This is a genomic window from Paenibacillus sp. GM1FR (assembly GCF_002803315.1).
In the GTDB taxonomy this organism is placed as follows: domain Bacteria; phylum Bacillota; class Bacilli; order Paenibacillales; family Paenibacillaceae; genus Paenibacillus; species Paenibacillus amylolyticus.
This window is the reverse complement of sequence record NZ_MKZL01000022.1, coordinates 26,623-39,379: the sequence shown is the minus strand read 5'-3', so window position 1 is coordinate 39,379 and position 12,757 is coordinate 26,623. Positions and strand designations below refer to the sequence as shown.

Sequence of the window (12,757 nt, the reverse complement as noted above, 5' to 3'; positions counted from 1 at the left end):
TATTTACATGTGGGGGACACCTATACTATGTCATTCAGTTATTACGGTCCATTATGCACTGCCGTTTATGATCTCACCAAACCTGTGGGACACTCCTTGGGAGGAGACATTGAATTCTATCGCCATTATCTTCAGCGCTGCAATGGACGTATCCTTGAAGCCATGTCAGGATCAGGCCGAGTGCTCATTCCTTTGCTTGAAGCAGGCTTGAAGGTGGATGGAATTGATTATTCAATGGATATGATCAACTCTTGCCGTTCTCGTTGTATGGAGCGGGCATTACCCATGCCTGAGCTGTTCGTTGCCGATCTGGAGAAGCTTGACCTTCCATATCGATACGAGGCAATTATCATTCCCGGAGGTTCTCTGCTCCTCATCCAAGACAGACAGGCGTCGATTAACGCATTACGTAATCTATTTCAGCATTTAGAACCTGGCGGCAGGCTCGTGTTTGATCTGTTTCTGCCCGATGTGACACAACCCTCTTCTGTAGAAACATCAACCGTTTCATTACCCGATGGTGATACGATCACGGTAGAAGTGAAAACCATTGAAGTGAACCTTCTACAACAGTACAAAGTGAGTCTGATCCGTTACGAACAATGGCATCAGGGTGCTCTTGTTGCTACGGAGCTGCAACAACTTACCTTGCGTTGGTACGGCATAGAAGAGTTACGCCTAATTCTCGAACACATTGGTTTCTCTGACATTAAAGTGTACGCCGATTTCAACCCGGATCAACCACCCACGCAGTCGAATCAAAAATTCGTATATGAAGCAACTCGAAGAGCGTAGTCATCCGTAATCGGATGGATATGATTCTCAATATCCAAAATCAGGCCACAGCATGAGGTTTAACCCATGCTGTGGCCTATTTTACTATATAAAATTTGCAATAACATTTACATGAGAACGCAGAGGGCAGAAATAGCCTGAAGAAGCGGAGCGTTCGCCTAAAAGCTTTCTGAAAGAAAGCTACATCGGAAGCTTACGCTATCCTCAGATTTTCACCTTTGAAAAAGTGAATCAAAAAAATCTGGGGATAACAGCGATCGGAAGGTTATTCTGTCATCGGAGTGGCAAGTGTAAGTATAATTTGGAGCAGATTAGTATCCACGAGAATATTGCTCTGCAATGGCAGCTTGATCCTTGCTGACGCCCAGTTCCAGAGCGGCATGGTTCGCCCAGTACGGGTCACGCAACATGCCTCTGCCAACCGCAACCAGATCCGCATCGCCGTTGCCAATAACCGCCTGTGCCAATGCTGCATCCTCCAGCATACCCACTGCGATTACAGGAACGTTCAGTTCTTCACGGAAACGACGGGCAAATGGTACCTGATACCCTGGATAGTTCCCTGGTTTCCGCTGACCGGAAGGTCCTTCGCCGCCTGAACTGATATGGAACATGTCCACGCCTGCATCTTGGTAGGCACGAGCGATAGTGATGGTGTGGTCGATATCGTATCCACCATCTGCATATTCTACGGCCGAAATCCGCAAAATCAATGGCATATCTGCTGGCATTTCTTTTTTCACTGCACGAATGACTTCTACGCCAAAACGGGACAGATCCTGCCCATATACATCCTCACGATGGTTCATCAGCGGGGAATGGAACTGGTGGATCAGGTATCCATGTGCACCGTGCAGCTCAATGGTATCTACTCCAGCCTGTACTGCGCGGCGAACACCGTCTGCGAACTTCTGCACCATAGCTTCTACCTCTTCCGTACTTAACGCACGAGGCTCCTTGTACTTTTCTCCCGGGAATGTAACTACCGATGGGGCAACCGGCTGCGGTGCATCCTCTGCTTTTCGTCCTGCATGTGCGATCTGAATACCTACTTTGGAGCCGTAGGCATGGATTCCATCTACAAGTTTGGTGAAGGCAGGCACATGCTCATCTGACCATATACCCAAGTCATTATCGGTAATACGTCCATCCGGATCTACATCGGTCATCTCAATTACAATCAGTCCTGTTCCTCCAACCGCACGGCTCACATAGTGAACCTGATGCCAATCGTTCGGAATGCCGTCCTTCGCAGTGACAGAATATTGGCACATTGGTGCCATGACGACACGGTTATTTAATTGCAGGCTCTTGAATTGATAAGGGGAAAATAATTGTTCAGTCATTGATGTTACATCTCCTGTTCCATGATCATGATATATATGAACCCTTACTTATTTGTCTAAGTCCGAAAACAGTTTTCCGTTCTTGCCGTAATTGTCCTTTTCCAAATCCTCAATGAAGATAAAGACTTTGCTCGGATCAACATCCAGTGTCTCACAAGCCACCTGAGTCATACGTTCAATCAACTGACGTTTCTGTTCGACCGACTTGCCTTCCAGTACCTTAACCGTGATAAATGGCATGTCTTGAACACATCCTTTCTGCATCATTTATTATGAACCTCAGTTATAGAAATACAAGTACGTACATTTTTGTGACCTAGTACCCTTTTTGATACCTAGAAATCCTCATATTTCGGATCTGCCCCATTCTGGAAATGACTGCAAAACATGATATGATAACCGTAGAGAACCACAATAATTACTATACCCAATTTACATAAGTTGTGACTAACGGTTACACGATAACGGAGAGGGCAGAAATAACCTGTAGAAGCGGAGCTAAAAGCTTTCTCCAAGAAAGCTACTTCGAAAGCATACGCTATCCACAGATTTTCACCTTTGTAAAAGTGGATCAAAAAATCTGGGGATAACAGCGATCAGAAGGTTATTCTGGCCTCGTAGTGGATCAGTGTAAAACAAGTAGTTCAACTTATATACTACTCAAGCTAGGGAGAGGTTATATATGAAAGATATATTAATTCAAAGACTGAGTACTTATGTTCAGATGGATACCCAATCCGATGAAAATAGCGAGACATGCCCTTCCACACCCGGCCAACTGGCCTTGGGCAAACTGCTCGTTGAAGAATGTACCTCCATTGGTCTGCAAGATGTGACGATGGATGAGAACGGTTATGTCATGGCTACACTGCCATCCAATACCGACAAGGATGTTCCTGTAATTGGTTTCCTGGCTCACCTCGATACAGCGACCGACTTTACTGGAAAAAATGTCAAACCACAGGTTATCGATAACTATGATGGTGCTGACATTGTGCTGAACTCGGAACTGGATGTCGTACTGTCCAATAAGGATTTCCCGGAGCTGCATGAGTATAAAGGCCACACCCTGATCACAACCGACGGTACAACGTTGCTTGGTGCAGATAATAAAGCAGGCATTGCCGAGATTATGACCGCGATGGCCTATTTGATTGAACACCCGGAAGTGAAACACGGTAAGATTCGGGTTGCGTTTACCCCGGATGAAGAGATTGGCCGTGGACCGCACAAGTTCGATGTAGCTGCTTTTGGAGCCAAATATGCGTACACAGTTGATGGCGGACCGCTTGGTGAGCTGGAATACGAGAGCTTTAACGCAGCTGCCGCCAAAATTACCGTACGAGGCACCAATGTGCATCCCGGAACAGCGAAGGATAAGATGGTGAACTCCCTGAAAATTGCGATGGAATTGAATCGACGCCTGCCTGTGGAGGAAGCTCCTGAATTCACGGACGGTTATGATGGTTTCTATCATCTATTGTCTTTGGAGGGTGACGTTGAGCTGACAAAGATGAGTTACATCATCCGTGATTTCGACCGGGAGAAGTTTGAAGAGCGCAAAACAAATCTGCTCCATATCGCAAACGAACTGAAGACCAAGTATGGAGAGAAAAGCATCACGGTTGAATTGAATGACCAGTACTATAACATGCGCGAGAAAATTGAACCCGTACGCCAGATCGTCGATATTGCCCATGAAGCCATGACCCGACTGGACATCGAACCTGTTATTCGCCCTATTCGGGGAGGAACAGATGGTTCCCAGCTATCCTATATGGGCATGCCAACACCAAATATCTTCACTGGTGGTGAGAACTACCACGGTAAATTCGAATATGTATCGGTAGACAATATGGTGAAGGCCACCCGTGTTATTGTAGAGATCGCTCAATTGTTCGAACAACGCGGAGATATCTAATCCACTTGAAGTGCAGAGCAAAAAGAGCACCCCTTGGTTTATTCGTGAGGGTGCTCTTTGTTGTGCCGTATTGTATTTTATTGTGTCGCGTCATGTCGCTTAGATATGCAGGCTTGGTCTTACTTTTAAAATACCATCACTCATATATATTGCCTCCTGCGATGACACGCAACTGTTCCAGATCACAGATCACTAGCTTTCGCTGCACTTTGCGAATAATATCTCGATTACACAGATCTTGAACAACTCTATTAAGATGTCTATAGCTGGTGCCCAGCATATCGGCCAGTTCGGTGAGCTTGGAGGTCTGGATCTCTTCCGAAGAAGACTCGTCCTGGCCCATTGCGGACAACAGATAGCTGGCAAATCGGCTCTCGACCGGATATAACATATTCAGACTCGACAGGTTGGAAAAGGTATGCAATTTGTGCGTAACTTGACTCAGCATAAAGTGGAGAAACTTAGGGTTCTCTGCATACGTATTCTGGAGAGCGCGATAGCTGATACCCAGCAGCAGGCTTTTGCTCACAGACTCTACCGTATTCATAGCCTCCTTGCCATTTACCAGTTCCAAATCTCCCACAAGCGCAAGTGGTGTACTGAAACGAAGTAATAGAGACTTGCCGTTAGGCAGGGTGGTATAGATCTTGAGCTTGCCCTGCACGAGAAAATATAACCGCTCGGGTCGTTCACCTTTGGCACATATCATCTCGCCCTTCGCAGCCTCAAGTAGTCGCAACTCAGCGAGCGCAGGCTCGTCCAGCACCTGATCCAACCCATTCTCACGGGCGAGTTGCCGCACAAGTCCAAAGTCCATAATTTCTTTCATTCCGACTTCCCTCCGTTGTCGTATATAACGTATGTAAAAGGACATATGTCCTATATTTGATATACATTCGTACAAATATCTTGATATAAAAATAGTTACAACTAACACTTATATCCAATAAATCATTTTAGATGGGAAATATTTTAAAATTTAATCATAAAATGTTCATTCTTTCATGCAAAATGCCGTTCACGAAAAGTCATTTCCGTCCGATGAAAGATAGAGCATTCCATAGATCGTTAAAAATAATACACTCAAATATTGAAAGGATGGTCCTCTTCCATGAACGTTGTAGATGCCCTGCTTAAAGTAATGCCTTATATCAGCCTGATCCTCAGAGAACCAGCTAGTTTAACTCTTTACGATCACGAAAAAGTATTAGATGTCATTATGACAGATAAATTTGATCTTGGTTTTGAAAAAGGAATGTCACTCTTGGAATCGTATCAAAACTTTGCCATCTTAAAAAATGGAAGAGAAGCGACCCTTGCTACTCTCTCTAAGGAAGTTTATGGTATCGAACTGGATATTCTGAACATTCCGATCTTTGATGATCACCACAAAGTTGTTGCTGTTTTCTGTGTATCTTATGACCAATCTAACCAGAACCAACTTGAAGACATTATACAAGAAAATCAAACCATCAATGGTAACCTCGTTGATATGGTGCAACATGTCGCCGCTCATGCCGAAGAACTGCAAGCAACCAGTGAGCAGATCTTGCAGAACACCAGACTTGCTGTTCAGAACTCTTCCCAAATCAACAAAGTCGCCGGGTTCATTCGTGAAATATCTGAGCAAACCAACTTGCTTGGCCTGAATGCCGCTATTGAAGCCGCTCGTGTTGGTGAAGCTGGTGCCGGCTTCGGTGTGGTTGCTTCCGAAGTACGCAAACTCTCTGTGGATGCCAAACAAGCTACAAGTGACATCGATACTAGTCTGAGAGATGTACAACAGGTCATCAAACAGATGGAAGTTGAAGTCTCCCAGATTGCAGCCTCTTCACAGGAACAAGCAACACTTGTATCCTCCTTTACGGATGTGATTGAGCAGCTTAATGAAACAGGGGAGCGAATGAAAGCTCTGTCCGAACAACTGATCAGCTATTCCGTTAAAAATTAATCAAATATATCTTTGATGAACTTTGGCTAGTGCAAAGATACATTTTATATGCAACAAACAGGACTCGGGTTGCCCATGATGGATAATCCAAGTCCTGTTGTTTGTTGTGCCCATTTTATATAACCAACTACGTTCAGATAAAATCTTAATTGGCTACATGTATTGATTTATCTCCTATAACTTCTTCTTCCGACTGCCAGCATTCCACTTCACCCGGAATATGAATCCGGTCCCGGGTAAAGACGGGATCACGGCCTTCAGCCTTCTGTTTCTTGTAGTCCTTCAACGCTTCGAAAGTCACCTTGGAAAGCATCAGAATTGCAATCAGGTTCACCACCACCATGAGCCCCATGAACAGGTCAGCCAAATCCCATACCAGCTGTACTTTGGCTACCGCTCCAAACACCACCATCGCGATAACGCAAATGCGGTATACCCACAGCCAAACTTTGTTGGATTTGATAAACTCAATGTTAGTTTCTCCATAGTAATAATTTCCGATTAGCGTACTGAAGGCAAACAGGAACACCATAACCGCCAGGAATCCCGATGCCCATGAACCAATATGTACACTTAATGCAGCCTGAGTTAATTCAATGCCTCCCAGATTGGAACCTTTGTATACCCCGGATAACAAAATAATCATGGCTGTGCTTGTACATATCACTAACGTATCTGTAAGCACGCCAAACGCCTGAATAAGTCCCTGTTTCACCGGATGTGTTGTATCCGCCGTTGCAGCAGCATTCGGGGCGCTACCCATGCCCGCCTCATTGGAGAATAATCCGCGTTTCACACCGTTCATCAGTGCAGCGCCCAACGTTCCGCCAGCCACCTGTTCGATGCCAAAGGCATTTTTGACAATCAACGCAATCATGGCCGGAAGCTCGGTAATATTCGCCAGCACCACAAAAGCCGCTACCCCAATGTACAATACAGCCAGTACAACAACGATGTATTCCGATGCTTTTGCAATCCGCTTGACACCGCCCATGATAATTCCTGCAAATATCACAGCCATAATGATACCCACCGTTAACCGATCCGTTCCAAATGAGTTCTCAAATGCAACGGTAATCGTGTTAGACTGCACCGCATTAAAGACCAAACCGAATGAAAGCGTAATGAGAATGGCAAATAAAATCCCCATCCAGCGTTTGCCCAACCCACGTTCCATATAATATGCAGGACCGCCGCGGAATCCGCCCTTATCCTTCACTTTATAGATCTGAGCCAACGTACTCTCCACAAAACTGGAGGCTGACCCGATAATTGCAATGATCCACATCCAGAATATAGCCCCAGGTCCACCCAGTGCGATCGCCAGTGCAATACCGGTAATATTCCCTGTACCTACACGGGCCGCCATACTAATACAAAACGCCTGAAAAGGTGAAATTTTGCCTGGTTCCTTGCTTTTTGGCTCTCGAAGCACCTTTACCATATCTCCAATCATGCGGAATTGCATGAATCGGGTCTTGGTGGTGAAGTATATACCACATACTACCAATAATATAATTAACACTTTGGACCATAGAAAATCATTGAAAATGACGACAATATCTTGTATTGTTTGCTCCATCGGTATGCCCCTTTTTATGGTGTATTTCAAGCACAGAGATGGTTACACGAAAAGTTTGTACCATTCTGCACAACACTAGCCCCAGACTTCGGGATGTTACTTATACTACAAGGGCATCTACGGAAATCGACAAATACCTACATGCAATTCCTACATTTATTTTAAAAACGGGCTTTGATCGCCCAATCATTGTCATTTAACCTGACATGTCAGGTTCTATGCAAGAAGGAAAGGAACGATTACACTGGAACGAGAGTTCATCGCGGCGTTAACCGCCTTTACCATAGATTTATCAATCACACCATTCGCAGAGAAAGGGAATGACTGACATGCGTTATTTTATCGTGGATGATGATCCTGGCGTTCGTTCCATGTTGATGGATATTATTGAGGATGAAGGCCTGGGCGATATTGCCGGGGAAGCTGAGGACGGAGCACATATTCACGCGGAACTATTGGAACTGCATAAGGTGGATGTACTGCTGATTGATCTGCTGATGCCCCAACGAGACGGGATTCAGACTGTGCGAGCGCTTGAAGGAAGGTTCGAGGGCAAGATCGTCATGATCTCTCAGATCGAGTCGAAAAATATGATCGGAGAAGCCTATTCACTAGGCATTGAATATTATATTACGAAGCCGATTAACCGGTTGGAGATTCTATCTGTTCTGCGGCTGGTGAGCGAAAGGCTTCGGATGCAGCAATCCATCGCAGATATTCAGCGGACATTGCAGGGATTGTCCGGTTTAAATTCTACCGAACGTGCTGCGGCTCCGGTTCCGGACAAAACAATCACGACTGCAGGACATTTCCTGCTGTCCGAGATGGGCATGATCGGCGAAGCGGGCAGCAGGGATCTGCTGGACATGCTGGAATATCTGGAGCAGGTAGAGACAGATGAACATAAGCTGTCCCCCTATACGTTCCCATCCCTCAAAGACATCTTCCAGAATGTAGCGATACGTAAACTGGGAGAAGACGCCTCTCTCGCAGAGGTGAACAAGGAGATCAAGGCATCGGAACAACGTGTTCGCCGTGCCATCTTCCAGACTCTGAGCCATGTGGTTTCTCTGGGATTAACAGATTATACACATCCCAAGTTCGAGAACTATGCATCCAAATTTTTCGATTTTACCGAAATTCGCAAGAAAATGCTGGAGCTGCAAAACAACGTGGAGCCTTCCTTGTCCCAGACACGCATTAATACGAAAAAATTCGTACAGGTCCTTTATTTGGAAGCCAAACGATTACTGCATTAAACAGATGCATGATGGATAAGATGCAAAAACAAACGGGCATGAATATCACACCGGTAGGATACCGCCTCTTCAACTGAGGCTGTCCATACCGGCTATATTCATGCCCGTCTGTACGATCAAGCGTTACAATCTATGTGATTTGTTCCGTGTATAAAATTAAAATCGCTTTGGGTTTAGGCCCGTGAATGGTTTCGGCTAATTCGGTTATACTCATTAATCAATTCGTCCAATGCCATAGACTGCCGAATCACATCGGGATGCCCAAGACCACCCTTGTTATGCTCTACCAGCATATGAAGGTTATGTCTGGCCTTCTCTATTTTATTTTTCAAATCCAAACTCATAACCATGACCCCTGATACCTCCTTATTCTGTGAACCATTTTAGTTTTTCCTGTCAATCTATAGTTGGATTAACATATGGCATAGGAGACAAGGATGTTTTGTATTCTTCTCCAAATTTTGATAAAGATTATTTTATCACACTAGAGCTTATCCGAAAATGGCTGATATGACGCAATTTTAGTGGTAACACCGAGGGTTGGATTCTAACGTCTGGCCTCATCATTCACGGCCAGAACGGATTGTGTCGTAAATGTGTATATTGAAAAAACAAAAAGTCTATTGGTTCAAAAGGTAATAAAATCCCTTTCCATAATGGGGTCATTCAGGTACAATAGGGCGATGTGTGTGTCCGGACCCGGCGGATACAAATGATGTAATGTAGAGGACGGCCAACGACGGCCATTGATCCTGATTTGATATTATTGGAGGCTTATCATCACCATGCAGACCGATTCACAGACTAAAGTCAAAATTGTTAACGCCGATCCCAGCGCAATGGGATTATTTGGGTTGGCTATCGTAACCCTGGTCGCTTCTTCCCAAAAGCTTGGCATTACAGAAGGACTTAGCTACGCTATTCCTTGGGCGATCTTCCTGGGTGCTTTTGCCCAGCTATTCGCATGTATTCAAGATTCCAAACGTAACAACACCTTTGGCACAACGGCTTTTGGCGCGTACGCATTCTTCTGGTTTGCCATGGCTGCCAACTGGATGATCAAAATGGGCGTATTTGGCTCCACTCTTGCTGAACAGGCCGATGGCAAGCAGCTCGGATTTGCTTTTGCCGGATACCTCGTATTCACCCTGTTCATGACGATTGGTGCTATTGAAGCGAATAAAGTATTGCTTATCATCTTCATTCTGATTGACTTCCTGTTCCTTGGCTTGACCTTTGACGCTTTCGGCGTAGCTCCTCACATTTTCCACACCATTGCAGCATACGCTGAACTGGCGATCGGAATTGTGTCCCTGTATGGTACAGGTGCTTCGGTACTGAACGCTCACTTCGGTTATGCGTTCTTGCCGATCGGCAAACCGTCCGGCATTTTCAAGCCCAAGGCTTAATATACAGCAGTAAACCGCCAGCGCGCCGGTCCGCGCCTGGCGGTTTTTTTTGCAGTCCAACTTCATTTGAATATGTATCTGACCGACACCTATACTAGGGATACTAGATCAGAAGTAGACCCTGCAACACCTGAAATGAAATGTAACAGCAGCCATACTGTAAGGAGGAAAAAAGCATGAGAGAGATACCGAAACCAACGGAGATGGATCAGGTGGAGAAAAAATATGTACGCGAAACACGTTGTTTCAAGACGGCACGGGTGTTCCCAACCGATGTCAACAATCATAATACACTGTTCGGTGGCAAGCTGATGTCCTACATCGATGATATTGCATCCATTGCCGCTTCCAAGCTATGCCGGGTCAATACTGTAACGGCTTCAACCGACTCTGTCGATTTCCTGTACCCGATTAATCCAACGGATTCGGTTACACTTGAATCGTTCGCGTCCTGGACAGGACGAAGTTCCATGGAGATTTTTGTGAAAGTGATTCGAGAGGATCTGAAGACCGGAGAGAAGAAAATTGCGGCGACTGCATTTCTGACCTTTGTGGCCTTGGACGAAAATAATCGCAAACTGATCGTACCCCGCATTATCCCGGAGACGGAAGAAGAGAAGAAACTATACGAGACCGCTCCGGATCGGGCGGCCATGCGGAAACAACGGCGGGAAGAGAGCAAGAAATTCGCTGACTTCCTGACCGTTACTTATCCTTGGGAATAAAAACACGCTAAACAATAACAAGATTGAACACCAGCATTACATTATCTGGTCGATGCCGGATAGATGGACACCGCTCTGCTATCCGGCAGTTCACCACCCATGGAGACACACCACTGCTGATAGATGCGATACGCTGCACCACTCTCCAGTAATCCCTGACACGTGTATATGCCCTCTTCGATGGAATTGACACGCCCCGCCGCATACAAGCGGAAACCTCCATTTAACAAGACCTGATTCACAAAAGCAATATGAGCCTCACCGCTTAACACACTTTCCGCCACTTCAAGCTGCTTCGCAGCCGTCCAGACCAGCTCCGGCACGGGCATATCCAGTTCATAGGCTGCAGGATCAACCAGTTCCAGCTTCATATCACCGTCTTCCACGGCGTATACGCGGGTTGGCCGATCAATATACAGATCCTCAGAACCTTCCATCCCCTGTACAACATAAGCACGCCGATAGTTAAACCGGGTGAGCAACTTCGCAATCCGATCCAGAAAGGTATTATGAAACACACCAAACACCAAATACGGTGAATGGTTATAATCAATCAGTTTCTCCGCTGTGTTAAACACCGTTCGAAAACCCAACTCTTCCCGTAACGGACGAAGCTTACGAAGAGGTTCGCACCAATCCTCGGAGGATGCGTACATGACACCCGAACGCAATGCAGCGCTCCGTGCATCTTCCCGATCCATTTTACGTGTATCAATTCCTGCTTCCTTTAACAGAACCGACAGCGTAACTCCCCATTTGGGTGGTAAAGGGTCACTCCCATGCAAAGTCACCGGCAACCCGGCCGCCGCGAGTACAAACGCAACAGGAAACGTGGCCATGAACGACTTTGTTCGTCCATCATAGGGACCCGCACAGTCCAATCCATCCTGAAATATGGAGAAACGTTCCGCACTGTTACGACAAGCATGAACAAAAGCTTCCAGTTCCTCGACGTTTTCCATTTTCATACGTTCAGCCATTAGGAACGCAGCCGTCTGGGCAGGGGAAACCTCCTGTTTCAGGATTTTCTCTGCTACGGTCAGTGCTTCTGCATAATTCAGATCACGTGAGCCTCGTTTCCCACGTCCGACCTCTCGGAGTATCTGAGACATATCCATGGAGAATCCTCCTTCCAATTAAGACTGGAGCAGTTGATGGGCCTTCACAATCGCTGTGGCTACATCGACCATTCGTTTTCGTTCATCCATCGCTTTCTTGCGTAACAGGTCATAGGCTTCGGCCTCTGAAATCTGCTTCAGATCACTAAGAATAGCCTTCGCCATATCAATCCACTTCCGATCCTCCAGCCTGGATTGCAACTGCTTCCGTTCCTGCTCCCACTGTTTGCGTTCCATGTAGCGTCGGGCTGCAAAGTGAAGAGTCCAGTGAATCTCGGACCCAGTCATGGATGGTGTAAGTATTCCATCAAATGATGTTTCGACCTCGCAGGATTCTGCGGAGGAAGAGGCTGTATCTGGCGCGCACCACCAAAGCAGCGGTGAATCCGACTTCCCCTTTCCCAGGCAGTTCACCCAGTACTCCACATCAGCCAGCGACAGATGCAAAATGGACGCTTCGGCCGCACGAGCTAGCTTCACCGCTTCCGCTTCACTGCCCGCCACCTGTACATGGTACCCGTTTGCTCCCAGTAGCCTCTCCGGTGTCAGAGGGATTGCATCGGATGAGGCAGCTATCGTTGGTTGAACACGGATGACCAATAAAGATCGCATGATGGATCAATCCCTCCCCTATTGCTATAATCAGAGTCC

General features: G+C 46.2%; 13 protein-coding genes. 6 read left to right on the top strand and 7 right to left on the bottom strand.

Annotated features, from left to right (window positions below; all coding sequences use genetic code 11):
* The first annotated feature begins 27 nt into the window (after positions 1-27).
* Positions 28-795 (top strand): class I SAM-dependent methyltransferase, encoded by a 768-nt coding sequence (locus tag PAEAM_RS15850; RefSeq protein ID WP_100528203.1) that lies wholly within the window; start codon positions 28-30, stop codon positions 793-795.
* A gap of 311 nt (positions 796-1,106) precedes the next feature.
* Here PAEAM_RS15850 and PAEAM_RS15845 read toward each other — a convergent pair whose 3' ends face one another.
* The gene (locus tag PAEAM_RS15845) at positions 1,107-2,141 is read right to left on the bottom strand and encodes an NADH:flavin oxidoreductase/NADH oxidase (protein WP_100528202.1); all 1,035 of its coding nucleotides are present in this window, start codon (positions 2,139-2,141) and stop codon (positions 1,107-1,109) included.
* A 48-nt stretch (positions 2,142-2,189) separates the two neighbouring features.
* Positions 2,190-2,381 (bottom strand): tautomerase family protein, encoded by a 192-nt coding sequence (locus tag PAEAM_RS15840; protein ID WP_017691642.1) that lies wholly within the window; start codon positions 2,379-2,381, stop codon positions 2,190-2,192.
* Between the two features lie 442 nt (positions 2,382-2,823).
* Between PAEAM_RS15840 and pepT the strand changes: the two genes are divergently transcribed.
* The gene (pepT, locus tag PAEAM_RS15835) at positions 2,824-4,062 is read left to right on the top strand and encodes a peptidase T (RefSeq protein WP_036671635.1); all 1,239 of its coding nucleotides are present in this window, start codon (positions 2,824-2,826) and stop codon (positions 4,060-4,062) included.
* Positions 4,063-4,198: 136 nt separating this feature from the next.
* On the opposite strand, the gene PAEAM_RS15830 is transcribed toward pepT, so the two are convergent.
* Entirely contained in the window at positions 4,199-4,891 is a 693-nt protein-coding gene (locus PAEAM_RS15830; protein ID WP_100528201.1) for a Crp/Fnr family transcriptional regulator, read from the bottom strand.
* 282 nt (positions 4,892-5,173) lie between these two features.
* Here PAEAM_RS15830 and PAEAM_RS32500 point away from each other — a divergent pair, with 282 nt between their 5' ends.
* Entirely contained in the window at positions 5,174-6,013 is an 840-nt protein-coding gene (locus PAEAM_RS32500; RefSeq protein ID WP_100528200.1) for a methyl-accepting chemotaxis protein, read from the top strand.
* Positions 6,014-6,158: 145 nt separating this feature from the next.
* On the opposite strand, the gene PAEAM_RS15820 is transcribed toward PAEAM_RS32500, so the two are convergent.
* Positions 6,159-7,595 (bottom strand): alanine/glycine:cation symporter family protein, encoded by a 1,437-nt coding sequence (locus tag PAEAM_RS15820; RefSeq protein WP_100528199.1) that lies wholly within the window; start codon positions 7,593-7,595, stop codon positions 6,159-6,161.
* Between the two features lie 329 nt (positions 7,596-7,924).
* On the opposite strand from PAEAM_RS15820, the gene PAEAM_RS15815 reads away from it, so the two are divergent.
* Positions 7,925-8,854: a response regulator gene (locus PAEAM_RS15815; protein WP_100528198.1), complete on the top strand. Its 930-nt coding sequence runs from the start codon at positions 7,925-7,927 to the stop codon at positions 8,852-8,854.
* A 173-nt stretch (positions 8,855-9,027) separates the two neighbouring features.
* Here PAEAM_RS15815 and PAEAM_RS15810 read toward each other — a convergent pair whose 3' ends face one another.
* Complete coding sequence (locus tag PAEAM_RS15810; RefSeq protein WP_017691636.1) at positions 9,028-9,204, bottom strand: aspartyl-phosphate phosphatase Spo0E family protein; 177 nt, start codon at positions 9,202-9,204, stop codon at positions 9,028-9,030.
* Between the two features lie 435 nt (positions 9,205-9,639).
* On the opposite strand from PAEAM_RS15810, the gene PAEAM_RS15805 reads away from it, so the two are divergent.
* Positions 9,640-10,263: an acetate uptake transporter gene (locus PAEAM_RS15805; protein WP_036671640.1), complete on the top strand. Its 624-nt coding sequence runs from the start codon at positions 9,640-9,642 to the stop codon at positions 10,261-10,263.
* Positions 10,264-10,475: 212 nt separating this feature from the next.
* Complete coding sequence (locus PAEAM_RS15800) at positions 10,476-10,988, top strand: acyl-CoA thioesterase (RefSeq protein ID WP_026081401.1); 513 nt, start codon at positions 10,476-10,478, stop codon at positions 10,986-10,988.
* Between the two features lie 41 nt (positions 10,989-11,029).
* Here PAEAM_RS15800 and PAEAM_RS15795 read toward each other — a convergent pair whose 3' ends face one another.
* Complete coding sequence (locus PAEAM_RS15795) at positions 11,030-12,106, bottom strand: anthranilate phosphoribosyltransferase (RefSeq protein ID WP_100528197.1); 1,077 nt, start codon at positions 12,104-12,106, stop codon at positions 11,030-11,032.
* A gap of 18 nt (positions 12,107-12,124) precedes the next feature.
* Entirely contained in the window at positions 12,125-12,718 is a 594-nt protein-coding gene (locus PAEAM_RS15790; protein ID WP_100528196.1) for an ANTAR domain-containing response regulator, read from the bottom strand.
* Positions 12,719-12,757: the final 39 nt, after the last annotated feature.